At 69.9% G+C, this 25557-nt stretch carries 23 protein-coding genes; 13 read left to right on the top strand and 10 right to left on the bottom strand.

What is annotated here, in order from left to right; genetic code table 11:
• Position 1 precedes the first annotated feature (1 nt).
• The 3 genes from sucC to ACLJPX_RS34175 form a co-directional block, all read right to left on the bottom strand.
• Complete coding sequence (gene sucC, locus ACLJPX_RS34185; protein ID WP_101612251.1) at positions 2-1171, bottom strand: ADP-forming succinate--CoA ligase subunit beta; 1170 nt, start codon at positions 1169-1171, stop codon at positions 2-4.
• 117 nt (positions 1172-1288) lie between these two features.
• Positions 1289-1648, bottom strand: a complete 360-nt coding sequence (locus ACLJPX_RS34180) for a hypothetical protein (RefSeq protein WP_410604497.1) — start codon at positions 1646-1648, stop codon at positions 1289-1291.
• On the bottom strand, positions 1645-3474 hold the full coding sequence (locus ACLJPX_RS34175; protein ID WP_410604496.1) for a hypothetical protein: 1830 nt from the start codon (positions 3472-3474) through the stop codon (positions 1645-1647). Before ACLJPX_RS34175 ends, ACLJPX_RS34180 begins: the two co-directional genes overlap by 4 nt.
• 608 nt (positions 3475-4082) lie before the next feature.
• On the opposite strand from ACLJPX_RS34175, the gene ACLJPX_RS34170 reads away from it, so the two are divergent.
• On the top strand, positions 4083-4769 hold the full coding sequence (locus ACLJPX_RS34170; RefSeq protein ID WP_101612249.1) for a M23 family metallopeptidase: 687 nt from the start codon (positions 4083-4085) through the stop codon (positions 4767-4769).
• A gap of 668 nt (positions 4770-5437) precedes the next feature.
• On the opposite strand, the gene pcrA is transcribed toward ACLJPX_RS34170, so the two are convergent.
• Complete coding sequence (gene pcrA / locus ACLJPX_RS34165) at positions 5438-7855, bottom strand: DNA helicase PcrA (protein WP_410604495.1); 2418 nt, start codon at positions 7853-7855, stop codon at positions 5438-5440.
• A gap of 90 nt (positions 7856-7945) precedes the next feature.
• Here pcrA and ACLJPX_RS34160 point away from each other — a divergent pair, with 90 nt between their 5' ends.
• From ACLJPX_RS34160 to ACLJPX_RS34130, 7 genes are all read left to right on the top strand, one after another.
• Positions 7946-8365: a DUF1707 domain-containing protein gene (locus ACLJPX_RS34160; protein WP_410604494.1), complete on the top strand. Its 420-nt coding sequence runs from the start codon at positions 7946-7948 to the stop codon at positions 8363-8365.
• A gap of 166 nt (positions 8366-8531) precedes the next feature.
• Positions 8532-8819, top strand: a complete 288-nt coding sequence (locus tag ACLJPX_RS34155) for a chorismate mutase (RefSeq protein ID WP_101612246.1) — start codon at positions 8532-8534, stop codon at positions 8817-8819.
• Positions 8820-9123: 304 nt separating this feature from the next.
• Complete coding sequence (locus tag ACLJPX_RS34150) at positions 9124-9429, top strand: hypothetical protein (RefSeq protein ID WP_101612245.1); 306 nt, start codon at positions 9124-9126, stop codon at positions 9427-9429.
• Between the two features lie 338 nt (positions 9430-9767).
• Complete coding sequence (locus ACLJPX_RS34145; RefSeq protein WP_410604493.1) at positions 9768-11012, top strand: hypothetical protein; 1245 nt, start codon at positions 9768-9770, stop codon at positions 11010-11012.
• 255 nt (positions 11013-11267) lie between these two features.
• Entirely contained in the window at positions 11268-12110 is an 843-nt protein-coding gene (locus ACLJPX_RS34140; RefSeq protein WP_410604492.1) for a hypothetical protein, read from the top strand.
• Positions 12111-12329: 219 nt separating this feature from the next.
• Positions 12330-13955 (top strand): serine/threonine-protein kinase, encoded by a 1626-nt coding sequence (locus ACLJPX_RS34135; RefSeq protein WP_410604491.1) that lies wholly within the window; start codon positions 12330-12332, stop codon positions 13953-13955.
• A gap of 13 nt (positions 13956-13968) precedes the next feature.
• A complete protein-coding gene (locus tag ACLJPX_RS34130; protein ID WP_410604490.1) occupies positions 13969-15048 on the top strand; it encodes a serine/threonine-protein kinase in 1080 nt (359 codons plus the stop codon).
• A 1-nt stretch (position 15049) separates the two neighbouring features.
• Here the strand turns inward: ACLJPX_RS34130 and ACLJPX_RS34125 are convergent, their stop codons facing one another.
• On the bottom strand, positions 15050-15718 hold the full coding sequence (locus ACLJPX_RS34125; RefSeq protein ID WP_410604489.1) for a lipase family alpha/beta hydrolase: 669 nt from the start codon (positions 15716-15718) through the stop codon (positions 15050-15052).
• Between the two features lie 115 nt (positions 15719-15833).
• Positions 15834-16733 (bottom strand): LysR family transcriptional regulator, encoded by a 900-nt coding sequence (locus ACLJPX_RS34120; protein WP_410604488.1) that lies wholly within the window; start codon positions 16731-16733, stop codon positions 15834-15836.
• A 101-nt stretch (positions 16734-16834) separates the two neighbouring features.
• Here ACLJPX_RS34120 and ACLJPX_RS34115 point away from each other — a divergent pair, with 101 nt between their 5' ends.
• Positions 16835-17776, top strand: coding sequence for a DMT family transporter (locus ACLJPX_RS34115; RefSeq protein WP_410604487.1), 942 nt, complete (start codon positions 16835-16837; stop codon positions 17774-17776).
• A 125-nt stretch (positions 17777-17901) separates the two neighbouring features.
• Here the strand turns inward: ACLJPX_RS34115 and ACLJPX_RS34110 are convergent, their stop codons facing one another.
• From ACLJPX_RS34110 to ACLJPX_RS34100, 3 genes are read right to left on the bottom strand one after another with little or no spacing between them, the layout of a single operon-like run.
• Positions 17902-18285 (bottom strand): DUF4345 domain-containing protein, encoded by a 384-nt coding sequence (locus tag ACLJPX_RS34110; protein ID WP_410604486.1) that lies wholly within the window; start codon positions 18283-18285, stop codon positions 17902-17904.
• On the bottom strand, positions 18286-18960 hold the full coding sequence (locus ACLJPX_RS34105) for a response regulator (RefSeq protein ID WP_076163075.1): 675 nt from the start codon (positions 18958-18960) through the stop codon (positions 18286-18288).
• Positions 18961-19000: 40 nt separating this feature from the next.
• Positions 19001-20356, bottom strand: a complete 1356-nt coding sequence (locus ACLJPX_RS34100; protein ID WP_410604614.1) for a PspC domain-containing protein — start codon at positions 20354-20356, stop codon at positions 19001-19003.
• Positions 20357-20467: 111 nt separating this feature from the next.
• On the opposite strand from ACLJPX_RS34100, the gene ACLJPX_RS34095 reads away from it, so the two are divergent.
• The gene (locus ACLJPX_RS34095) at positions 20468-21742 is read left to right on the top strand and encodes a PspC domain-containing protein (RefSeq protein ID WP_410604485.1); all 1275 of its coding nucleotides are present in this window, start codon (positions 20468-20470) and stop codon (positions 21740-21742) included.
• Positions 21735-21977, top strand: a complete 243-nt coding sequence (locus ACLJPX_RS34090; RefSeq protein ID WP_410604484.1) for a hypothetical protein — start codon at positions 21735-21737, stop codon at positions 21975-21977. The genes ACLJPX_RS34095 and ACLJPX_RS34090 overlap by 8 nt, the downstream gene beginning before the upstream one ends.
• Before the next feature lie 229 nt (positions 21978-22206).
• Here ACLJPX_RS34090 and guaA read toward each other — a convergent pair whose 3' ends face one another.
• Positions 22207-23763: a glutamine-hydrolyzing GMP synthase gene (gene guaA / locus ACLJPX_RS34085; protein WP_410604483.1), complete on the bottom strand. Its 1557-nt coding sequence runs from the start codon at positions 23761-23763 to the stop codon at positions 22207-22209.
• Between the two features lie 127 nt (positions 23764-23890).
• Between guaA and ACLJPX_RS34080 the strand changes: the two genes are divergently transcribed.
• Positions 23891-24421, top strand: a complete 531-nt coding sequence (locus ACLJPX_RS34080; RefSeq protein WP_410604482.1) for a DinB family protein — start codon at positions 23891-23893, stop codon at positions 24419-24421.
• Between the two features lie 89 nt (positions 24422-24510).
• A complete protein-coding gene (locus ACLJPX_RS34075; RefSeq protein WP_410604481.1) occupies positions 24511-25545 on the top strand; it encodes a zinc-dependent alcohol dehydrogenase family protein in 1035 nt (344 codons plus the stop codon).
• The last annotated feature ends 12 nt before the right edge of the window (positions 25546-25557 follow it).

Below are 25557 nucleotides of genomic sequence, written 5' to 3'. Positions count from 1 at the left end.
CTCACGCACCTGCCGCGGCGAGCTCGGCGGCCTTGTCGGCCGCGTTGTCCATTGTGTCCACCACGGTGACCAGCGGGTGGTTCGCGTCGGCCAGGATCTGACGACCCTCGATGACGTTGTTGCCGTCCAGCCGCACGACGAGCGGCTTGGTGGCCTCGTCGCCCAGGATCTTCAGCGCCTCGACGATGCCGTTCGCGACCGCGTCGCAAGCGGTGATGCCACCGAAGACGTTGACGAACACGCTCTTCACGTCGGTGTCGTTGAGGATGACGTCCAGACCGGCCGCCATGACCTCGGCCGAAGCGCCGCCGCCGATGTCGAGGAAGTTGGCGGGCTTGACGCCGCCGTGCTTCTCGCCCGCGTAGGCCACGACGTCCAAAGTGGACATCACGAGGCCCGCGCCGTTGCCGATGATGCCGACCTCGCCGTCGAGCTTGACGTAGTTGAGGTCCTTGGCCTTGGCCTTCGCCTCGAGCGGGTTCTCCGCGTCCTTGTCGACCAGGGCCTCGTGGCCCGGCTGACGGAACGAGGCGTTCTCGTCGAGGGTGACCTTGCCGTCGAGGGCGATGATCTTGTCCTGCGGGTCACGGACCAGCGGGTTGACCTCGACCAGCGTCGCGTCCTCGGAGACGAAGGTCTCCCAGAGCTTCACGACGACGTCGGCGGCCTCGTCGACCACGTTCTCCGGGAACTTGCCCGCGGTCAGGATCTCGACGGCCTTCGCCTTGTCGACACCGATGATCGCGTCGACCGGGATCTTCGCGAGCGCTTCGGGGCGCTCGACGGCCAGCTGCTCGATCTCCACGCCGCCTTCGGCCGAAGCCATCGCGAGGAAGGTGCGGTTCGCACGGTCCAGCAGGAAGGAGAAGTAGTACTCCTCGGCGATGTCCGAGGCTTCGGCCACGAGCACGCGACGCGTGATGTGGCCCTTGATGTCGAGACCGAGGATCGCCTCGGCCTTTTCCGCGGCCTCGTCCGGCGTCTGGGCCAGCTTGACGCCGCCGGCCTTGCCGCGGCCGCCGGTCTTGACCTGCGCCTTGATGACGACCTGGTTGCCGATCTTCTCGGCGGTGGCCTTGGCTTCTTCGGGGGTGTTTGCCACGGCACCCGGCAGAACCGGTACTCCGTGGGCGGCGAAGAGATCCCTCGCCTGGTATTCGTAGAGGTCCACTACTCCAGTCTCCTGACGACACGCCACTGTGGTGGTCCGTTGCCGGACCGCGCTGTCGGACCAGTCGAGGTTAGCGACCTGCGCAGAAGCAGGGGACTCCGCACCTGGTGAAGTCGGTCACCGTACGCGGTCAGACGGTGTTTCCACGGTGTGAGACCGCACACCGGAGACCCAGTTCGCCGCCTCTTCCAGGCTTTCGAAAGCGTTCTCGAACTTGCTCGGGCCGTTACCGACCGCGAAGAGGAGGACGTCCGGGAGCGCTTCGGCGAGCCCCTCCGGCTCACTCGCGCCCCGCACGACGCCGAGGATGTCCGGATCCTCCTGTTCGGCCGTCCGGACCAAGTGCTCGAGGGTGTCGAGACGACCGGCGTAGACGACCTCGACCCCGTCGTCGCGCAGCAGTCGGCCGAGCACGGCGGCCGAACCTTCCTCGACGCCGAACTCGGCCAGCACCACGCGAAGGAGACGGCGCGTCACTCGGACCGCCGCGAGCCCACGACGGCCATCCCGGCCGCGACGAGGGAGACGACGGCGGCGCCCAGCGCGAGCCAGAACCCGATCCCCGCCGAAGAGCCGTCGTACTCCGAGCCGACGAGCGACAGTTCCGCCGCGCGCAGGCCGAGCACCAGCGCGGCACCGGCCAACGCGGCCGCGGCCGCGATCGGCCTCGAACGCACGACGAGCGCGTACAGCCCGAGCACGACCGCGAGGGCGCCGAGCAGGCCCCACGACGCCGCGCCGAAGTCCGACCACAGACCCGGGGCGGTGTAGCCGGGCGCGGTGAACACGGGCGTGCCGAACGCGGCGATCGCCAGCACCGCCGCCGCGACGACCGGGGTGAGCACGGCGCCGTTCGCTCGCGGTTCGTCCATTCCACCGTCGTCCGAGTCGTCGCGCTCCACCACGCCGGTGATCACGGCGGCGAGCGCCGCGACGGCCGCCAGCGCGAGCGCGACGAAGGTCCAGGTGACGCCTGGGCCCGCCGAGTAGCCGACCTTGTCGGGCAACGGCAGCGGCAGATCGACGCCGAACAGTGCCGGATCGACAGCCTTGTCCTCGGTCACGGACAAGGCCGCGCTCAGCACGGCCGCCCCCGCGAGGACGACCCCGGCCCACGTGGCCGCGACGACTCCCCTGGCGAACGCCGAGAGCCGCGGCACGAACACGAACAGGGCGGGCACGGCGAGCACGACGGCCGCGCCGAGCAGCAGCCAGCGCGACGGTGTCTCCGGGACGGGCGTCTCACCGTTGGCCGTCAGTACCGGGGTCAGCGCACCCGCGACCGCGGCCGCGGCGGCGAGCAGCGCCAGGCCGCCGGTGGCCAGCCGCCACCAGAACAGTCCTGGCAGCCTGGCCTCGCCTGCCAGGTCACCGGTGACCGCCTCGCCGGCTTCCGCGACGTCGAACCTGGTGAAGGCCAGGCCGAACAGCCCGAGGCCCGCGACGGTCACCAGCACCGAACCCGGCGCGACCGAGAGCCGGTCCACGACCAGCCCCGCGACCACCGGCGGCATCCCGACCGCGAGCGCCGCCAGGCCCGCGCCCGCGAACCCGCCCTTGCCGACCCCGGCCGAGGGGGAGCTCACCGCCACGAGCACGGTCAGCGGCAGCAGGGCCGCGAGCAGCAGGTACCCGGCCATCGCGACCGTCGGTCCCTCGAAAGCGTTCTTGGCCAGGAGGTACGCGTTGCCCGACCCCAGGGGCGCGAGCAGCAGGCCGATCCCGCCCGCCACGCCGAGCACGGGCCCGAGCAGCCGCCAACGGCGATGTCCGTCGAGCTCACCGGCCAGTTCGGCCTCGTCGCGAGCGGTCCCCGCGGCGAACGCCCCGGCGGCGAGGGTGAGGAGGTGGCCCGCCACCAGCGGCCACAGCCCCGGCCCCGCCGGGGGCAACGCGAGCAGGCGATCGGCGAGGAACAGTTCCGGCCGCGCGGCGAGGGATCCGTCCGCGAGTAACTGAAGATCCAGCAGCAGCCGTCCGGGCGCGAGCGCGGTCAGACCGAGCACCAGCCCCGCCGTGAGTCCCGGACGTCCCGTCGACACCGCGTAGAGCACGGCCACCGCGGGCGCGAGGGCCAGCACGACCAGCAACGGCGCGGCGGTGAACCCGGGCGAACCGCCCCGGACGACGGGCATCAGCGCGCCGACGGCCAGTGCGACCGCTCCGGCGGACACCAGCCCCGCCGACAGCACGAGCGCTCGCGGGCGGGCGCCCGGTTCGCTCCGGAGAAGTTCGGCGGACGCGGTCCCGGGGACGGCCTGCCCGGCGGAGTTGTCATCGGGGTGCCGTGAGCGCGAAGTCATCGACGGCGACGCTAGCAAGCCGGGCCCACCCAGGCCCGCCAGCAGGGGGATCGCGGGCCTCACCGGTACTCGGCCGGGCCTCGCCGGACCGCTCGGTGCACTCACCGAAGGCCTGGATCGCGGTAAACGTCCTTCAACATCACCGGGCAACCGGTTATTTCCCTCGTTTGCCTCCTTTTCGGCCCTCCGGTACCCCCGAACGGCCGCTTGATCTTGTAACGCAAATCACAAGGTTACGAGTAAACCTCCTCTAACTTTGGGTAATCTTCACTGGATAACGGCCAGATCGCCGTCGCCCGATCGGCCGAGGGTGCGGTCAAATCTTGCTGATCGGGGTGCCGCTTCGTTACTGTCCCCAGGTCCCCATTACAGTCAGATCACGAATGAGAGCACCGAACGAACCACCCCCGAGGTCGTTCACCGGGTTCCCCCGCCCGGGCTCTTGATCCGACTCCCCGAACATGGAAGGCCCCGTCTTGGCTTCACACCGCTCCCCCGGCGGCCAAGCTCCTTCCCCGGCGCTCGAGAACGCACTCGATGGTGCGGTCGTTCGCGTCCGGGGCTCGCACCGACTGTCGCCCCCGTCCTCGGCCCTTCGTGGCCGTGTCGTGGTCGCAGCCGTCGCTGCCGGCGCCTTCGCGGCCGCCGCTGCCGGGCAGACCCTGAAGTCCGTTTCGGAATCCTCCGACGCCGCCGTCACGCCGCTGGCCAGCGCGCAGGACGCGAGCGCCTCGTTCGCCCTCGGCGGTGGAGCCGGTGGCGGTGCCCCGGAGCTGCTGCCGACCAGCCAGTCGGCGAACGCCTCCGCCGAGGCCCAGAAGCTCTCGGACAACAACAGCATCACCCAAGCCCGTGTGAAGCGTGAGGCCGAAGCGGCCCGCAAGGCCGAAGAAGAGGCCAAGCGCCCCAAGACCTGCATGCCGACCAAGGGCACCTTCACCTCGGGCTTCGGCGCCCGGTGGGGCACGAGCCACCTCGGCATCGACCTCGCGGCCCCGATCGGCACCCCGATCGTCGCGGCCTCCGACGGCACGGTCATCGAGGCTGGCCCGGCCAGCGGTTTCGGCCTCTGGGTCAAGGTCCAGCTCTCCGACGGCACCGTTCACGTCTACGGCCACATGAACTCGTTCTCCGTCCGCGAAGGCCAGAAGGTCAAGTGCGGCGAGGAGATCGCCGAGGTCGGCAACCGTGGCCAGAGCACCGGCCCGCACCTGCACTTCGAGGTGTGGCAGAACGGCTCCAAGAAGATCGACCCGCGCCCGTGGCTCGCCGCCCGTGGCGTCAGCGTCGGCTGATCGAGCCTCTTTCCCGCTTTTCGCATCCCGGCCGGTAACGCCGGAAGCACCGGCGCGCCGGGCAACGAAGCCCTGGCGCGCCTTCAGGACCTCCGCTCCCCCCGTTTCGGGCACAAGGGAGCGTCGAAGGTCTTCTGGCTCGGAGCACGGCCGGCTTTCCAGGCCCTCAACGGGCTCATGTGACGCCACCGGGCAGTTTCCGGGCGAAGTACCCCACGACGACCTGCCACCCCGTGCAGAGTCCCGCCGGGCGCCGTTCGATCGGCCGCCATCCGGCGAAGAACCCGTGGGAAGAACGCCGGTACCCGGCTGATCGCGGCCCGAACGACCATCGCCGCGCGTGCCCGGATCCGACACACCGTCCGGCCCCGACCGGTTCGTGCGTCCGCGGTAACGCGCGCCAGGCCGCGACCAGCCTGAGCACTTCCGGCGGTTCCGGACCCCGATCCGGTCCCGCCCCTTCTTCAACACCCCGCAAGTACTCCAGTACCCCACTGGAGAAAAAACCAAACAAGACCCCGACCACATCGTGTGCCTCCTCCCCGTCCCGGGGGGGGCACACCGGCTTGCCCAGCATACCCCAGCGCATCGAACTCGTGTTCGATGGCACAGGTATACGGGAAGGGTCCGACAGTTTTCGGGCGCGGCAAAGAAACCGCAGGTCAGCGCTACAGTTTGACCATCGGGACGCTGCCGATGAGCATCAGCCGGACCTTGCCGGCGGCACCGAAGTCGATCGTCGCGGTGGCCCGGGGTCCGGCGCCGTCGCAGGCGATGACGGTCCCGAGGCCGTACTTGTCGTGGCTGACCCTGTCGCCGACGTCGAGCTTGAGCGCGACGGTGTCCTTCCAGCCCTTGCCGAACGGGCTCGTGCCCGCCGACCTCGACGGCGACGCGGAGCCGCCGCCACGGCTTCCCCACGTCGTCGCGGCGCGCGGCGAGCCACCCGACGAACCGAAACCGCCGGAGGACGACGACGGCGCGAGCCTGCGCCAATCGACCAGGTCGGCGGGAAGCTCGTCGAGGAACCGCGAAGCCGGGTTCATCTGCGGCTGACCCCAGGCCGAGCGCACCATCGAACGGGAGACGTACAGCCGCTTCCTGGCGCGCGTGATCGCGACGTAGGCGAGCCGTCGTTCCTCGGCCAATTCGGTCGGGTCACCGAGCGCGCGCATGTGCGGGAAGATCCCGTCTTCCCAGCCCGTGCCGAAGACGACCGGGTACTCGAGGCCCTTCGCGGTGTGCACGGTCATCAGCGTGACCACGCCCGCGTCGTGCCCGTCGCCGTCCTCGCCGCCGTCGGCCGCGGGAATCGAGTCCGCGTCCGCGACCAGAGACACCCGCTCCAGGAACGCAGGAAGCGAACCCGGCTCCGGCACTCCCGCATCGGCGGGTTCCGCCTCGGGAAGCTCTCCGTCCGGACCGGCGACCTCGGCGGTGAATTCGGTGAACTCCCGCGCGACGGTGACGAGTTCCGTCAGGTTCTCCACCCGCGACGCGTCCTGCGGGTCTTCGGACTCCTCGAGTTCCGCGCGGTAGCCCGTGCGCTCCAGGACCGCTTCGAGGATGTCCGCGACCTCGGCGCCGCTCTCGGCGACCTCGCCGAGTTCGTCCAGCAGCTCGACGAAACCGGTGATCGCCTTGGCGGAGCGCGGGTTCAGCAGCGGCACCTCACCGTTGACGGCACCGCGCAGCGCCTGCGCGAACGAGATGCGCTCCCGCTCGGCGTAGGTCGCGATGACCGCTTCGGCGCGGTCGCCGATGCCGCGTTTGGGAACGTTGAGGACGCGGCGCAGGCTGACCGTGTCCTCCGGGTTCGCCAGCACCCGCAGATACGCGAGCATGTCCCGGACCTCGCGCCGCTCGTAGAACCGCACGCCGCCGACGACCTTGTAAGGCAGGCCGAGGCGGATGAAGATCTCTTCGAAGACGCGCGACTGGTTGTTGGTGCGGTAGAAGACCGCGACGTCGGAGTAGTCCGCCTCGCCCTTGTCCGCCAGCGCGTCGATCTCGCCCGCGACGAACGCCGCTTCGTCGTGCTCGTTGTCCGCGACGTAGCCGACGATCTTCTCGCCGTCGCCGGAATCGGTCCACAGCCGCTTCGCGCGCCTGTTCGGGTTGCGCGCGATGACCGCGTTCGCCGCGTTCAGGATCGTCTGGGTCGAGCGGTAGTTCTGTTCCAGCAACACGGTCCGCGCGTTCGGGAAGTCGCGTTCGAATTCCTCGATGTTGCGGATGGTCGCGCCGCGGAAGGCGTAGATCGACTGGTCCGCGTCACCCACGACGCACAGTTCGGCGGGCTCGAGCCCGGCCTCGTTCTCCTCGGTGCCGACCAGTTCGCGGATCAGCGTGTACTGCGCGTGGTTCGTGTCCTGGTACTCGTCGACCAGCACGTGCCGGAACCGCCGCCGGTAGTACTCGGCGACGTCCGGGAAGGTCTGCAGGAGTTCGACCGTCCGCATGATGAGGTCGTCGAAGTCGAACGCGTTGGCCTGGTTGAGCCGTCGCTGGTACTCGACGTAGACCTCGGCGACGCGGCGCTCGAGGTCGTTGCCCGCGTCGGCGACCGCCGTGTCCGGGTCGATCAGTTCGTTCTTGAGGTTCGAGATGTTCACGGCCAGCGTGCGCGCCGCGTACTTCTTCGGATCGATGTCGAGATCGCGGGCGACGAGCGTGATGAGCCGCTTCGTGTCGTCCGAGTCGTAGATGGAGAAACTCGACGACATCTCCAGCGTTTTGGCCTCACGGCGCAGGATCCGCACGCACATGGAGTGGAACGTCGACACCCACATGGCGTTCGCGCGGCGGCCGACGAGGTCGCTCACCCGCTCCCGCATCTCCGCGGCCGCCTTGTTGGTGAACGTGATCGCCATAATCTGGCCGGGGTGCACGTGCCGCTCGGCCAGCAGATACGCGATCCGCCTGGTCAGCACCCGGGTCTTGCCCGAACCCGCGCCCGCCACGACCAGCAGCGGTGAGCCCGCGTGGGTCACGGCCTCGCGCTGCGCCGGGTTCAGGTCGTCGAGCAGGTCGGAGTGCCGGGACTTGGCCGGGCCGTCCGCTGGGAGATCGAAGAGGGTGTTCATCGCCGGTCCACGCTACAGCGCCGGGCGTAGGCGCCGTTGCCGCCTGCCGTCCGACGCGCGGGCGGTGTTCGCGGCGGAGGATCGGATGCCATGGACACCAACGGAATTCCCTCCCGGCTCCGGGCCGCCGACGCCGACCGCGAGCGGGTCGCCTCGCTCATCCAGGCCGCCGGCGGCGAAGGCCGTCTCAGCCTCGAAGAAGTAGAAGACCGGCTGGGCACTGTGTATTCCACCAAGTACACGGACGAACTGGCCGCGCTCACCTCGGATCTGCCGAAACCCGTGCCGAAGCGGCGCGCGGTCGTCTTCGGGCATCGGGCGGTGCGGATCCACCTCGCGGTCGCCGTCGCGCTCTCGGTGCTGCTGATCGTCCGCTGGACGGTTTCGGGGGTGCCGTTCTTCTGGCCCGCGATGCCGATGTTCTGGCTGGCCATGAGCGTCCTGGTACACGCCCGCGTCCGCGGAGCGCGACGTGATTTCGGCCGGGGTGACGGCGTCGCTGTGGCATAATGATCGGTATGCGGCACGCGACGCGATTTTTTTACGGGACCCGGACTCCGGCTCCCGTGATCGCATAGTGCCTGATTGCCATCACCCGAAGCCCCGGAGTCCTCGGACCTCGGGGCTTTCGCTGTTCCGGGGGCCAGCAGGGAATCCGGACCGAAGAGAGGTCCCGATGAACACCACACAGAAGCCGGACGCCGAAGGCCCGATCGCGTCGGCCGAGGAGATCGGTGAGCTCCGCAAGGAGATCGACTGGCTCGACGGCGAGATCCTGCGGCTGGTCAAACGCCGCGTCGAGGTCTCCAAGACGATCGGCGCGACCAGGATGGCCGCGGGGGGCACCAAGATCGTCTACAACCGCGAGATGGACGTGCTGGCGCGCTACCGCGAGCTCGGGCCGGAAGGGCGTCAGCTGGCGATGGCCCTGTTGAACCTGGGCCGGGGCAGGCTCGGACGGTAGGCGACAGCAGGCTTCGGGGCTCGTGGTGGTCACCAGGTCGCGTTTCGGGTTGGCGCCATGGGTGCCTTGGTCACTTACCGGCTTCTGACCGCGGTCGTCCATGGGGCCCTTCACACCTTCCCCAAGTACATGAAGGCCCCCTTCACTGCGCTAGACGCAAGGAAGGGGGCCTTCATGTACTTCAGGGCGGCCACGGCGCCGGTACCGAATGGGACCCCGCACCCGCGTCACGATTGCGTGCAGTGAGGCGAAACTCAGGGTGTTCCCCGAGCCATGACGGCTCGGGACCAGGCAAACTGGACACATGATTAACCTCATCGCCGTGATCATCGCGATCGCCGGTGTCCTCGCGGCATTGGGCCATCTCGGTTACCTCGCCATGCTGAACAACGCGGCGGGTAAGCGCGCGGGCGGCACCCCCATCGCCCAGTACGTCAAATCCCGCTGGCCGATCGCAGCGGGTACCACCGCGGCCTCTTTGTTCGCGTGGTTGCTCACTAGTGGGGGAACGCCGCTCGACATCATCGCCATTTTGCTTGCAGCGGGTAGCGGAATCACCGCCACCAAAGCCTTGCAATCGACCCAGCAGAAGTACCGCAGCGGCAACTGAACGGCTTCACCTGCCCGGATAGCACTGCGTAACGTCACCGAGGCCCGTTCGGCCGCGCCCGACCGAGTGAAACATCTGCAACTTGCAGAGCGGGTGAAGACTTGCGGGTGTCGAGCTTTTAGTGTGGATCCCGTGAGGACCCTTGCGTCTGGGTCGGGCGATGCCCGAATGGCGCGCGGGGGCATCGGCCCCGCGCGTCCACAGTCGCATGCGCGTGCATTTGCTCACGAGAGTGCCCGGGAGTCTGCAAGCGAGGGATCCCGTGAAACCGCTGCTCCGTTCGGCTTAATCGGTGTCACATCGCCGTCAGGGGCGGCCCATGAGGGGGTCGCTCGGACATGAACGGCTGGGTGGGACACCAGGAACGGGACGGCGCCGCACACGCGGGCCGTCACCGGGCGGGCGGCACTGAAAGCTGGACACCACCCGTGCCGCCACGGCGGCAGCGCCCGACCGGGCACGGGCATCACGCGCACAGCGAGTTCGCCCCGCCCTCCACCGGTTCCCTGCCCCTGCCGCCACCGCGGAACAGGAGGGCGCCGAGCCCCGGCTATGCCCCAACGAGCGGCCTGCTGCCGCTCCCCCAGCCCGCTCGCGAGGTGCCCGTGGAACGCCCGGCCCGCGTCGAGGTCTCGTTCACCGAACCCGTGCTGTCCCCCGCCGAAGAACGGCGTGTGAAGGCGGCCCAGCGCACGAAGGTGACACTGACCGCGCCCGCTCCCCGCCGTCCCGAACCGGTGGAGATCGACGACGGTGACGACGACATCCGCGTCTATGTGGCCCCTCCCCTCGACGGCCTGAGCACCTTCGACCTCGGATCGGTGCCCGCTTCGGTGACCCCGCCGAAGACCTGGCGCAAGGCCGCCTGGTTCGCCGCGGCCGCGTCCGCGCTGGTGGTCGTCGGCCTCCTCTTCGCCGGTTCGTTCCTGGTCGGCAAGCCCGCTCCGGAACAGCAGAGCCAAGGCGGCTGGCCCGGCTACCGCGGCGGCAGCCCGCTGACCAACGAAGGTCTCGCCGGGAACGGCGACCCGGCCACGCCGCCGCAGGGTGGCGCGGCGGGCAACCCGTCCGGTTCCGAAACCGACTCCTCCCCCCAGGACGACCGCAGTTCCGCCAACTCCGGCACCTCCACGGACGACGACGCCACCGGCGACGGCGGGTCGCGGCCCGACGCGGGCGGGCCGGCCACGACCGGGCGGCCCGCGCCGTCGTCGAGCGACCGGCCGCAGAAGCCGCCGATCATGCCCGCCGACCGCACCACCACGACCTCCCCCTGGTACGCGTCGCAGCCGGACGCGCAGGCGATGGGCGACAACACCGAGGTCTTCCTCAACTCCGTCACCACGAACCCGAACGAAGCCGCCGCGGTGACCTCCGGCGGCCTGCGCGAAGAAGGTGCGCAGGGCCTCCGTGAGCGCTACGCCGACGTCGCCTACTTCGAGGTGAAGAAGGTCAGCATCGACCAGCGCCGCGGGGTCACGGTCAACACCGTCGAGGTCACTCACAAAGACGGCACGAAGACCATGGAGCAGCGCACGCTGACCTTCGGTGACGACGACAAGATCGTCGACGACGGCATGTAGGTGCCACGCACGTGCAAGTGTCCTGTTCCTCTGCACGTGCGGTGCGGCGAGCGGTTGTCCCTGGTCCGGGTGGGTGACCTAAGCTGCCGTTCGTCGTATCGCGACGGCATTCCGGCGATAGAGCCTGGCCGCGGACCGTCTCGACAGGGTTACCTGGCGACTGCAGGGTCCGCACCGTTCAGAAGACGGCCGCGCGGACCAAAGGCGTCGGCCGAACGGCCCAGCGCCTGCCCCGGACCCAGAGCGAGGAATTTCGTGCTTGATCGACAGCGCATACGGCGTGAGGACGCCGTACGTGTCGAGGACGTCATCCCGGAAGAGATCCTGAACGACACCCGCGTCGACCGCGAGTACCTCGAGCAGGTCTTCCGGGAGCCGCAGAAGTTCGTTCCTTCCCGCTCTCGCGAAGAGCCGTCTCCGCGACCCGAGCCCGAAGAAGAGCCGGAAAGCCGCACGGCCCGGCGGGCCAAGCTGGCCGGCCTGGTCGCCGCCGGGCTGCTGGTCGCGGGCGCCGTCGTCACCGCGGGAGTCCTCGCGGGCACCCAGCGGCAGAACCCGGCACCGGGCGCCGCCGCACCCGAGGTGATGAGCGGAGCCGCCGCGCTCGGCGGGCTCGCCGTCCCGGACGCTTCCGAATCGCAGCGCAAGCAGGAGACACCGACTCCCGCGGGCACCAGCACGACGGCCCAGCCGTCCTCGGGCACCGGCCAGGGTTCGGTCCCTCGGCGAGGTTCGGCGTCCAGCAGCACCAGTTCGCAGCCTGTCGCCAAACCCGCCGCGGTCAGCACGGCCGAGGGCAAGCTCGACGCGGTCCGGAAGTTCTACCAGACCGTCGACGCGGATCCCTACGGCGCGATGTCGCTGCTCACGCCGGTGCTGGCCGAGTCCGAAGCGGGCAGGCTGATCCAGGGGTGGAGCGCGATGGACGCCATCCAGATCCAGGATCTCCGTGAACAGGCCGACGGCACGATCCTCGCCGTGGTGACCATGCGCAATCCGGACGGCGGCCTGTTGCGGGTCACCCAGGTGCTCGAATTCGCCGACGAGACGACGGGCCTGATCACCGACGCCCGGCTGCTGTCCGCGCAGCACATGTGACGAATACCCGGCGTTGAACGGCCCTCTACCCAGGGCGATCAGAGCGTACCGCGTGTGTGTGCGCAGAGTGAGCGCCTAGCCTTGTCACGAGTCGGTCTCGGAAAAGCCGGCACACAGACCACTACATGTGCATACGCTCCAACGCTGTGGCGTGCTGAAGGCCGCACCGCGTGCGCGGACGACTCCGCGACGTGAAGACGGAGCCCAAAGGGAGGTCGCGTGAGCGACGAGGGTCGCCTGGTCGCCGGTCGATATCGCATCGCCGGGCGGATCGGCACGGGCGCGATGGGTGCCGTCTGGCAAGCGCACGACGAGGTACTCGGCCGCACGGTGGCGATCAAGCAGCTGCTGCTGCAACCCGGCCTCGAGGCTCACGACGCCGAAGACGCCCGCCAGCGCACGATGCGCGAGGGCCGGATCGCCGCCAGGCTGCACCATCCGAACGCCATCTCGGTGTTCGACGTGGTCACCGACGACAACGGTCAGCCGTGCCTGATCATGGAATACCTGAACTCCACCAGCCTCGCCCAGGAGCTGCAGGAGCACCGGACGCTGCCACCGATCGAGGTGGCCAGGATCGGCGCGCAGGTCGCGGCGGCGCTGACCGAGGCGCACGCGGTCGGCATCGTGCACCGGGACATCAAGCCCGGCAACATCCTGCTGGCACCCAACGGCACCGTGAAGATCACCGACTTCGGCATCTCGCGGGCCAAGGACGACGTCACGGTCACGAAGACCGGGATGATCGCCGGAACCCCCGCCTACCTGGCGCCCGAGGTGGCCATCGGCGGCGATCCCGGCCCGGAGTCCGATGTCTTCTCGCTCGGCTCGACGCTCTACGCGGCCTGCGAGGGCCAGCCGCCGTTCGGCCTCAGCGAGAACACGCTGAGCCTGCTGCACGCGGTCGCGGCCGGGCAGATCATCCCGCCGCGCCAGTCCGGCCCGCTCGCGAGCGTGCTGGCCGTGCTGCTGCACCCGGAGATCCGGCACCGTCCCACCGCCGAAGAGTGCGAGGAGCTCCTCGCCGCCGTCGCGCGGGGTGAAACGCCGCTGGGCGGTCCCGCGGACGAGACCCTGCTCGCCGCCCCGGTCGCGGGCGCGCTCGCGGGCGCGGGCGTGACCCAGGCGCTCGACAGCGAATCGGCCGGGCACTCGGGCTCGCTCCTCGACGAACAGGCCGCGGCGGGTTCGTACTACGACGAAGACGACTACCACCAGCCTGCCGCGTCGAGGTACCCGGAAGACGACTACGACGGGTACGACAACTACGACGAGACGGCTCTGCTGTCCGAACGCGGTCACCCCGGCGGCCCGACGCCCACGCGCGCCGTCCCGATCCCCGCGGGTGACTACGTCGACGATCCCTACGACGACGACTACGACAGCCCGCCTCCGCCTCCGCCGCCGCCTCCCACCCGGGCGAAGACCAGCCCGGTGGACGAGGACGACGACGAGAAGCCGGGCGCGTGGAAGAAGCCCGCGATCATCGGCGGTGTCGTGGTCGTGGCGCTGGCCGCGCTGGGCTTCTGGCTGCTGAGCCCGAACAACCCGGAGACGCCCGCGCAGGTGGGGAACTCCTCGACGAAGCCGACCCCGTCGGCGACGTCCTCGGCTCCCGAGACGACGGAATCGCCGTCGGAGACGCAGTCGGCCGAGCCGCCCAAGGAGACGGCGAGCTCGTCGAAGAAGACTTCGACCAAGGCGACCCAGACGGACGAGCCGGATCGGCCGACCACACCGAAGTCGACTCCGAAGACGACCCCCACGCCGACTCCGACGAAGACGCCGACACCCACTCCGTCCGACACACCGACACCACCGGCCTCGACCCCGGCCGGAACGTGATCCGAGGCAACAATTGAGTTCTGAAGGTTCCATCGTCGGCGGCCGGTACCGCCTGGACCAGCCCATCGGGCGTGGCCGGGCGGGCATCGTGTGGCTGGCGTTCGACACACGCCTGCTCCGCACGGTCGCGATGAAGCGCATGTACCTGCCCGTCGGCCTTCCGACGGACCGGGCGGAACAGGCCAAGGCCGTCGTCGTCCAAGAGGGCAAGGACGCGGCCAAGTTCGAGCACGCCACCGCGATCAAGGTGTACGACGTGCTGCCCGACGGTCCGGACGTGTGGCTGGTGATGGAGTACATCCCGTCGCGCGGGATGTCGACCTTCCTGGCCGAGCACGGCAGGCTGACCGCGGAGCAGGCCGCCGCGCTGGGCATCATGCTCGGCCGCGCGCTGGCCGCGATGCACGAGGCCGGGGTGGTGCACCGGACCGTCGAGCCGGGCACGATCCTGCTGGCCGACGACGGCGGCGTGAAGCTCACCGACATCGGCATCACCGGTGGCGGCGCGAGTCCCGCGTACCGGGCGCCCGAGGTGGCGCGCGGCGAACCGGCGACTTCGGCGTCCGACGTGTTCTCGCTGGGTGCGACGCTGTACACGGCCGTCGAGGGTGTGCCGCCGTTCGGCGAGGACGGCCAGTCTTCGGAACGGCCGCCGCAGACCGCCGGTCCGCTGGCCGGTGCGCTGCGCAAGATGCTGCGGGCCGAGCCGGACGTGCGGCCGACGATGGCCGACACCGTCCGCTCGCTGGGCGCGATCACCGAGGGGCGGCAGACGGCGTTCATCCCGCCGACGGCGCCCGCCATGCCGACGATGCCCGCCTCGATGCCGTTCCCGATGCACCAGGCACCTCAGCAGCAGGCACCTCAGCAGCCGCCGGTTCCGCAGTTCCCCCAGCACCAGCCGCAGCAGTATCAGCCGCCGCAACAGCCGCAGCAGTACGTGCCACCGGCACCGCCGCAGCAGCAGTACACTCCCGCGGCGGCGCCGGCCGCGGCGAAATCGCCCGACACCCGCAAGTGGCTGATCACGGCGGGCGCCGTCGTGGCGGCGATCCTCCTCGGTGTGCTGTTCGCGGAACTGTTCCTGATTTAAGCTAGAGCCGCTCGAGAACCAGCGTCACCAGTTCGACGGGACGGCTGAGGAACGGGCTGTGGCTCGCCCGCCAGGTCACCTGCGTTTCGCACCGGGCGGCGAAGTGGGCGACCATTTCCGGTGCCAGCGCCCGGTCTTCGGAGCAGGTGATGTAGGTGTTCGGAGTGTCCTTCCAGGCCGCCCCGATCGGCGATTCGGTGAAGATCGAGACGGGCTCCGGGCGCAGCAGGGCCGTGGCCCGCTCGGCGACGGCGTCCGAGCAGTCGGCGTACAGCGCCTCGCGGACGGCGGCGAGATCGAGGTGCGTCATCCCCGCGTCGTCGAAGGTCAGGGGCAGTGACTCCGGTTCGCGGCCGGTTTCCTCTTTGACGCGGTCGATCCAGTACTGAGCGGTCTCACCCGGTTCGCTGACGATCGCGGCCAGGAGGATCAGGTGGGAGACCCCCTGGAGCCCGCTGGCGATCACTCCACCATAGGAATGCCCGAGCACCACCGGCGGTTCGGCCGCCTTGTCGACGATTTCCTGGACGATCCGGGTGGACTCGGCGACCGGACGTGCGCCGATGTCGGGGACGGTGACCTCGGCGCCTTCCTGTCGCAGGCGCTCGGCGACGTCGTCGAAATGGGCAGGCTGGTGCCAAGAGCCGTGCAGGATGATCAGGGGACGCACGGGAGTCCTTTCGCCAGGCGGAGTTCGTGACTTCCTTGCCAGGCTGTCGACCGCCGGCCCGGCTGTTCAAGCTCAGCCGGTTTTCGTGCCCATCTGATCCCGGTTGTCTGTCCGGTCAGGCCGCCTTCGCCGCTTCTCGGATCGCGCTGAGGAACCTTCGCACCGCGGGATGTTCCCTGGCGTGCGCGGCGACGGCCGCGTGGATGGAGCGCACCGGATCGGGGCGGCGGACCTTGCGGATGGCGACACCGGGATGCGGGGCGCCGAGACCGAGTTCCGGGATCAGCGCGACCCCGAGCCCGGCGGCCACGAACCCTTGTGCCGTCTGGTAATCCTCGGATTCGACGACATGGTTCGGAGCGAATCCCGCCGCACCGCAGGCATCGAGCAGGATGTCGCGGCAAGCGCCGGGAAGACCGTCGACACCGACCCACGGATCCTCCGCGAGTTCCCCGAGATCGAGGACGCGCTTGCGGGCGAGCCGGTGGTTCTTCGGCAGGATCGCGCGGTACGGGTCGTCGAGGAGGTGGATGTACTCGACGCCCTTGACCCGGGGAGTGCTGGTGGGGAGCACGATCATCGCGACGTCGGCCTTGCCGGACTCGATGTCGGGCATCGAATCGTCGGGCTCGACCAGCTTGAGGTCGAGGCGGACGCCCGGGAAGTCCCGGCGCAGCGCGGCGACGGCCAAGGGCACCAGGGAAGCGCCAGCCGTGGCGAAGTAGCGGATCGCGAGCCTGCCGGTGCGGCCTTCCTTGAGTTCGGTGAGCGCGGCCTCGGCCTTGGCGAGCTGGGTGCTCAGCGTTTCCGCGTGTTCGGACAGCAGCGAACCGGCGGGCGTCGGGCGCACGCCGCGGCCGACGCGTTCGAGCAGTTCGACGCCGGCTTCCCTTTCCAGGGTGGACAATTGCTGGCTGATCGCGGAAGGTGTGTAGCCAAGGTTCCTGGCGGCGGCGGTGATCGAACCGCTGCTGATCACGGCTCGGAGGACCTGCATGCGGCGGACGTCCAGCATGGTCCGATCTTACAGTTCTTCTTAAGGCTCCCTGCAGTTATTTTCGCTTGTCCTTACGCGTCGGCGCGGTGAAGCTGAGCCAGGCACTTAAGGAGGACCGGGTGGGCGAGACGAAGACCCTGCTGCGGATCGGCGCGCTGGCGCTCATGTGGGGATCGAGTTTCTTCTGGATCAAACTGGGGCTGGGCGCGTTCTCGCCGGTGCAGCTGGTGCTGGCGCGGGTGGCGCTCGGCGCGGCGGTGCTGATCGGGCTCTGCTACCTCGGGCGCGACAGGCTGCCGTCGGGGCGGCGGATCTGGGGACATCTGACCGTCGCGGCGTTCTTCCACAACGCGCTGCCGTTCCTGCTGTTCGCGTGGGGTGAGCTGACCGTCGACTCCGGGATCACCGGGGTGCTGAACTCGACGACGCCGCTCTGGGTGCTGCTGGCCACGCCGATGCTGGGCACGCGGACGAAGATGACCGCGATCCGCGTCGCCGGGCTGGTCGTCGGGCTCGCCGGGATCCTGCTGATCTTCGCGCCGTGGGAGGCCTCGGGGCTGCTCAGCTGGGGCGCGCTGGCCTGCCTCGCGGCGGCCGCGAGCTACGGGTTCGCGTTCGTCTACGAGGGCAAGTACCTGACCGGCACCGGAGACTCACCGATGTCGCTGGCGGGCGGGCAGATGCTGGTCGCGACCGGGTTCCTGCTGCTGGCGATGCCGATGGGCGGGTTTTCGCCGGTGCACCTGAGCACCGGCGCGATCGTCGCGGTGGTGATCCTGGGGATCGGGTCGACCGGGATCGCGTTCGCGCTGAACTACCAGCTCCTCGCGAGCGAGGGCGCCGTCGCGGCGTCGATCGTCGGGTACCTGCTGCCGGTGGTTTCGGTGCTGCTGGGGGCAATGTTCCTGGCCGAGCCGCTCAACTTCCGGGTGATCGCCGGGATGGTCGTCGTGCTGGGCGGCGTCGCGCTGACCCGGCTCCGCCCGAAGGAGCGGGGGACCTTTGCTGCCGCCCCGGTGGTGGAGCGGCCGCTGGCGATCGCCGGGGAGACGGCGCCGTGACCTGCGTTTAGCGGGCTAATCGCGATCCGGCCGGTCCCCAGCCACCCGGGACCGGCGGGCGCGCCTTTAGCGGGCTAATCGCGATGCGGTGGGGCCTGGGGGCTCGCCGGATCGCGTTTAGCCCGCTAAACGCGATCCGGTGCCAGGGTCGCGAGGACGAGCATGGCGGCGAGCACGATCTCGACCCAGAAGTAGAGCCAGCTCGGGTAGAACCGCTCGGGCCGCTCCGCGAACCGGGCGACCAGCCGCCCGAAGGCCATCCCGGCGAGCGCGACGGCCACCGCGATCGCGGCGCCCCGCTGGATCCCGCCGACGTCGAACGCCGCGAAACCGAGCAGCACGGCGATCGCCACCCCGAAGCCGCCGTAGACCGCGCGCACCTCGGTCCGCGCGGTCGCGGAGTCCAGTTTGATGCCGAACGGCCGGATCAGCCGCCTCGGCGCGGCGAGCCCGAGCAGCCCCATCCCCAGGAAGAACACGGCCACCAGGCCGATGAGAACAGGCGCCATCTAGACGAGGCGCCGGTCGGAAGCCCAGCGCGAAAGCTCGTACCGGTTCGAAAGCTGCGTCTTCCGCAGAACGCTCGAAACGTGCGTCTCGACGGTCTTCACCGAGATGAACAGCTCGGACGCGATCTCCTTGTACGCGTACCCGCGCGCGAGCAGCCGCAGCACGTCGCGTTCCCGCGGCGTCAGCAGGTCCAGGTCCGGGTCGCTGATCGGCGCGGAACCCGGCCGGTCGGCGAACGCGTCGAGCACGAACCCGGCCAGCCGCGGCGAGAACACCGCGTCACCGTCGGAGACCCGCACGACGGCGCGAACGAGTTCCTTCGACGAGATCGTCTTCGTGACGTAACCACGGGCCCCGGCCCGGATCACGGCGATCACGTCCTCCGCCGCGTCGGAAACCGACAGCGCGAGGAACACAACATCCGGAAGTTCCGGGCGGATCCGGCGCAGCACCTCGGCGCCGCCGCCGTCCGGCATGTGCACGTCGAGCAGCACGACCTGCGGCTTGGTCCGGGCGATCCCCGCGACCGCCTCGGCCACCGAGCCCGCCTCGCCGACCACGCGCACGTCGTCGGTGATCGAGTCCAGTTCGGTGCGCACGCCCGCCCGGAAAAGCGCGTGGTCGTCGACGAGGAAGACCTTGACCGGTTCTCGCGTCTGCTGGTTCTCCGTCACGATGCTCCCTCACTCGCCCTGTCCCGTGAGCATAGCGACCTCACGCCGCGCCCTTCCCCGCTTTGACCGGCATCTCCAGCTGGACCTCGGTTCCTTCACCCGGTGCGGTACGCAGTTTGAGCTTCCCGCCGTGCCGCTCCATCCGGCCGCGGATCGAATCCGCGAGACCGTGCCGATCGCTCGGCACGACGTCGGGGTCGAACCCCTTGCCCCTGTCGCGCACGAAAACCGTCACCGCTGTCGGCTCGACCTCGGCGTACACGCTGACCTCGTCGACGCCCGCGTGCTTGGCGGCGTTGACGATCGCTTCGCGGGCCGCCTGGACCAGCGCGGTCAGTGGCTCGTTCAGCGTGGCCTCCCCCACGACCACCTGCTGCACCGAAATCGCGAACGCGTCCTCGACCTCGCCGCACGCGGCCGCGAGCACCTCGGACAGCTGCCCGCTGACAGCTTCCTCTTCGGTCTTCTGGCTCTTGCCGTATCCCGTCGGCCCGTACAGCCAGCCACGCAGTTCGCGTTCCTGACCACGCGCGAGCCTGGCGACCTCACGCGGCGACTCCGCCTGCTTCTGGATCAGCGCGAGGGTCTGCAGGACGGAGTCGTGCAGGTGCGCGGCGATCTCGGCGCGTTCGTCGGTGCGGACACGGGCGGTGCGCTCGTCGGAGAGGTCGCGGACCAGGCGCAGCCAGAACGGGACGGTCAGCACGGCCACCCCGAACAGCGTCGCGATCACCGCGACCAGCGCGAACTTGACCTGGTCGATGCTGCCGCTCTGCAGGACGACGACGCCGATCCCGGTCATCACCAACGCGACACCCGCGACGACGCGGATCGCGGCCGACCAGCCCCCGCCGCCAAGGAACGCCCCGGCGACACTGCCCTTCCCGCTGAGACGCCAGCGCCTCCGCTGCGACTCGTCGGCCTCACGCCAGACGACGGCCGCACCGATCATGGCCAGCGCCAGCGGGATGGCGACCCAGCCGCTGATCAGGCCGGTCAGCGTGCCGCTGGCGACGGCGAGGCCGACCCCCAGCGCCATCAGGCCGAAAGCCTGCTGCTTTTCCTTCGGGGCGGACTTCTCCGGCGCGGCTTCACCGGACTGCTGCTGGACGAAAACCCAAAGCAGGCCGTACGCGAGTAAGCCGGTGCCGTTCAGCGCGGCCAGCAGCGCGAACGCCGTCCGGACCCAGAGCACCTTGACGCCGAGGTGGTCGGCGAGGCCGCCGGCGACACCCGCGATGGCGCGGCCGGAGCGGCGGCGGTACATCTTGGGCGGCTCGAACGGGGCCGGGGACAGGCTGCCGGGCACGGGCACCGGAGGGCGCTCGATGATCATCGGCTTCACCTGCGTGGTGAGCTCGTCGGGGGCGGATTCCTGCACGTTCTCCATGGTCACACGGAGCACGGAACCGATCCATCGGGGAAACCCCTGACTCTTCCCGCTGGGGGAAACCTCAGGGGACTTCCCGGATGTGGCGGGGGTCGGCCGGAGCGCATTCTTTGTGGCATGAGTGGGAGTGAGACACACACGCCGAAGCACGGCCCAGCGGCCGGCTTCGAAGCGACCGTCAAGGATTTCTGGCGGAGCAGGCCGGTACGCCCGGCACACGGCCGCAAGTTCGCCGGTGTCGCCGCGGGAATCGGCTACCGGTACGGCATCGACCCGACCGTGGTCCGGGTGGCGCTGGTCGCCGCGACCGTGTTCGGCGGCTTCGGTGTCTTCATCTACCTGCTGGGCTGGTTGTTCCTGCCGCAGGAGGGCGACAGCGTTTCCGCGTTCGAAGGCCTGATCGGCCGGGGCAGGACCTCGAGTTCGCCCGCGTTCGCGGTGCTGCTGCTGATCCTGCTGCTCCCCGGGCTCTCCTGGACCTTCAGCGGCGGCTGGCTGACCGACGGCACCGGGCTGATCGGTTTCGCGCTGATGGCCGTCGCGCTGTACTTGCTGCACCGCAACCGCGGGCAGTTCAACCGGCCGGTGCCGCCCGCCCCGGCTCAGCCGACCGCGGCGTTCTCGATGGCGTCGGCATCTACGGCGACCTCCGCTTCGGCGGCGACCGAGGGTGGCTGGGACCCGCTCGCGGCCGACCCGTCCGCTTGGGACCTGCCGAACGCGTATCAGTCCGGCGGTCTGCCGCCGCAGAGCCCTCCGCCGCCTCCGGCTCCGCCGGTGCCTCGCGGCCGGAAGTCGAAGATCGGCGCCGCGACCTTCGGGGTCGCCGTGCTGGTCGGCGGCGTGGGCACCGTCCTGGGCTTGGACGGCGAAGCGTGGTTCACCCTGCAGCACGTCATCGGGCTCACCCTGGGTGTGGTCGGGATCGGGCTGGTGGCCGGTTCGTTCGTGCGGGGCGGTCGCGGGCTGATCGGGCTGGCGGTGCCGCTGGCGATCGTCGGGATGGCGCTGACCACGGTGCCGTTCGACAACTTCTCCGTGAAGGGCGGCCTCGGCGACCTGAAGGCGACGCCGAGCGCGGCGTCCGATGTGCTGCCGGAGTACCGCCACTCGGCGGGCGACATCGACCTCGACCTGACCAAGCTGCCCGCGGGGGCCTCGGTGACCACGAAGGTCTCCAACGGGGCGGGCAACTCGACGGTGCTCGTGCCGACGGGTGCCGAAGTGAAGGTCACCTGTGAGACGGGGGCGGGCGAAGTCGACTGCCTCGGCCAGTCCCGCTCGGGGGTCGGTGAGGACGCCGTCGACTTCACCTCGGCGGGCACCAACGGCCAGAAGATCGTCCTGCAGGTCAAGAACAGTGTCGGAAACGTGGAGGTGCGTCGTGGCTGAGTACGACTACGACAACTACGACAGCACACAGACCCAGTCGGCCCAGCCCGCGAAGCGCGGGGTGGACGTCTTCACCCTGATCGTCGGGATCGCGACGCTGCTGGTGTCGGGTTACGTCCTCTCGGACGGCTCCTCGTGGCTCCCGCAGTTCGACTTCCGCTGGGTGATGGCGGGCGGCGCGATCTTCGTCGGCCTCCTGCTTCTCGCCGCTTCGTTGCGCAAGAGCCGCCGCTAGCGGCCCCGCTCACGATCCACTCCACTCCGAAGGCCCCGGCCCCTCGCCGGGGCCTTCGCCTTGCCCCAGGGCCGCGCGACTTTAGCCCCCTAATCGCGATCCGATGGGCCTCGGGCACCCGAGGGACCCAGAGCGCGTTTAGCGGGCTAAACGCGATCCGGGTCGCGCAGGTGCCCTGGGTCGCCAGATCGCGATTAGGGGGCTAAACGCAAGTCGGAGCGGGTGCGGGTCACTCCCACTCGATGGTGCCCGGCGGCTTGGACGTGACGTCCAGGACCACCCGGTTCACCTCGGCGACCTCGTTGGTGATGCGGGTCGAGATCCGCTCCAGGACCTCGTAGGGCAGCCGCGTCCAGTCCGCGGTCATCGCGTCCTCGGACGACACCGGCCGCAGCACGATCGGGTGCCCGTAGGTCCGCCCGTCGCCCTGGACACCGACGCTGCGGACGTCGGCCAGCAGCACCACCGGGCACTGCCAGATCTCGCCGTCCAGCCCGGCCGCGGTGAGTTCTTCGCGCGCGATGGCGTCGGCCGCGCGCAGCGTCTCGAGACGCTCGGCGTCGACGGCGCCGATGATCCGGATACCGAGACCCGGGCCGGGGAACGGCTGCCGCTGCACGATCGTCTCCGGTAGCCCGAGCTCCAGCCCGACGCGCCGCACCTCGTCCTTGAACAGCAGGCGCAGCGGCTCGACGAGCTCGAACTGCAGGTCGTCGGGCAGCCCGCCGACGTTGTGGTGGCTCTTGATGTTCGCCGCGCCCTCGCCGCCGCCGGACTCGACGACGTCCGGGTACAGCGTGCCCTGGACCAGGAACTTGTAGTCGCCCTCGGCCTTGAGGTCGCGCTCGGCCTGCTCGAACACGCGGATGAACTCGCGGCCGATGATCTTGCGCTTCTCTTCCGGGTCGGTGACCCCGGCCAGCGCGTCGAGGAACCGCTCGCGCGCGTCGACGGTCACCAGGTTGACCCCGGTCGCGGCGACGAAATCGCGCTCGACCTGGGTGCGCTCACCGGAGCGAAGCAGGCCGTGGTCGACGAACACGCAGGTCAGCCGGTCACCGATGGCCCGCTGGACCAGCGCGGCCGCCACGGCCGAGTCGACGCCGCCGGAAAGCCCGCAGATCGCCCGTCCGTCACCGACCTGGTCGGCGATGCGCTTGACCTGGTCGTCGACGATGGACGACGTCGTCCACTGCGGACGGATGCCCGCGATGTCGTGCAGGAAGCGGCGAAGCACCTCTTGTCCGTGCGGCGAGTGGTGCACCTCGGGGTGGTACTGAACGCCGGCGAAGCGGCGCTCGACGTCTTCGAACCCGGCGACGGCGGCACCGTCACTCGAAGCGGTCACGGTGGCGCCCTCGGGGGCCTTGGTGACGCTGTCGTTGTGGCTCATCCAGGCGGGCTGGTTGTTCGGCAGCCCGGCGTGCAGGACGCCACCCTCGCCGGTGACGCGGACCTCGGTGCGGCCGAACTCGCGGATCCCGGTCGGCTCGACGGTGCCGCCGAGTGCCTGCGCGAGCACCTGGTGGCCGTAGCAGATGCCGAGGATCGGCACGCCCGCGTCGACCAGCCCGGGGGCTAGCGCGGGGGCGTTCTCCGCGTACACGCTGGAAGGACCACCGGAAAGGATGATCGCGGCCGGATCCTTCGCGAGGATGTCCTCGGCGGTGGCGGTGTGCGGGACGACCTCGGAGTAGACCTGAGCCTCGCGCACACGGCGCGCGATCAGCTGCGCGTACTGCGCCCCGAAGTCCACGACGATTACCGGACCGGTGGGACTGGGCACCTGAAACCTCCAGATCAGAGCAGTACGCTTCCCCACCATCGTCCCAGGTGGGCCGGGTCACCTCGCCGCCAACCCCCTCACGATTCAGGACAGCGGCTGACCGCTAGGGGCCCTACCGTCGGCGGACATGAGCATCGACTGGAGCAAGGAACTCTCCGAACAGCTCGAGTGGCACTGGACGCAGCACTTCCGCCCGCGGCTGGACACCCTCACCGACGACGAATACCTCTGGGAACCCGCCGAGGACTGCTGGTCGATCCGCCCTCAGGAGGACGGCCGCCTGATGATCGATTGGGCGTATCCGGAGCCGTCACCGCCCCCGGTGACGACGATCGCCTGGCGCCTCGCCCACATCGTCATCGGCGTCTTCGCGATGCGGAACGCCTCGCACTTCGGCGCCGAACCCGTCGACTACCAGACCTTCCCGTACGCGGCCTCCGCCAAGGAGGCACTGGAGCAGCTCGACGACGCCTACACGCGCTGGCGCGACGGCGTCCGCGGCCTCACCGCCGAAGATCTCGAGCGCCCCTGCGGCGAGGCCGAGGGCCCCTATGCGGAGTACCCGTTCGTGGCCCTGGTCCTGCACATCAACCGGGAGGCCATCCACCACGGGGCCGAGGTTCTCCTGCTGCGCGACCTCTACGCGCGTCGCGTTTAGCCCGCTAAACGCGCTCCCCGGCCCGCGTCGCGTTTAGCGGGCTAAACGCGACGCGCTCATACTGAGGCGAGCCCAGGAAAGGACCCGTCTTGCGAGCGACAGTCATCTACGGCGCCGGCGACGTACGCGTCGAGACCGTCCCGGACCCGAAACTGAGCGAGCCGACCGACGCCCTTCTCCGCGTCGTCCGCTCCTGCATCTGCGGCAGCGACCTCTGGCCGTACGGCAGCATGCCCGCGCGCGACCGCGGCGTCCGGATCGGGCACGAGTTCCTCGGCGTCATCGAGGCCGTCGGCTCCGACGTCACCACGCTCAAGACCGGCGACCTGGTCGTCGCGCCCTTCGTCTACTCCGACAACACCTGCCAGTTCTGCCGCGAAGGCCTCCACACCTCGTGCGTCCACGGCGGCTTCTGGGGCGCGAAGGGCGTCGACGCAGGTCAGGGCGAGGCCGTCCGCGTCCCGCAGGCCGACGGCACCCTCGTGAAACTGCCGCACACCGAGGACGACGACCTGCTCGCGGGGCTCCTCACCCTGTCCGACGTCTTCCCGACCGGCCACCACGCCGCGACCAAGGCGGGCGTGAACGAGCGCACGACGGTCACCGTCATCGGCGACGGCGCCGTCGGGCTCTCAGCGGTGCTCGCCGCGAAACGCCTCGGCGCCGAGCGCATCATCCTGATGGGCCGTCATCAGGCCCGCACGGACCTCGGCCGCGAGTTCGGCGCGACGGACGTCGTGTCCGAGCGCGGCGACGAAGGCATCGAGAAGGTCCGAGAGCTCACGAACGGCGAAGGCACCCACACCGTTCTCGAGTGCGTCGGCACGAAGCCCGCCTTCGAGATGGGCGTCGGCGCGGTCCGCCCCGGCGGCACGATCAGCCGCGTCGGCGTGCCGCAGTACGACGAGGGCCCGATCGGCCCGCCGCTCTTCCGCCGCAACATCACCGTCACCGGCGGCGTCGCCCCCGCCCGCCACTACATCCCCGAACTGCTCGACGACGTCGTCGAGGGCAGGTACCAGCCGGGCAAGGTGTTCGACCGGACCATCGGGCTCGAAGAGGTCCCCGAGGGCTACCGCGCGATGGCGGACCGCGAAGCGCTCAAGGTGCTCGTCAAGCCCTGACTGGAATACCTT

It is taken from the genome of Amycolatopsis sp. lyj-90, assembly GCF_046549035.1.
Taxonomy (GTDB): Bacteria; Actinomycetota; Actinomycetes; order Mycobacteriales; family Pseudonocardiaceae; genus Amycolatopsis.
Note: the sequence above shows the minus strand (reverse complement) of the source record. Positions and strands in the feature narration are given on the sequence as shown.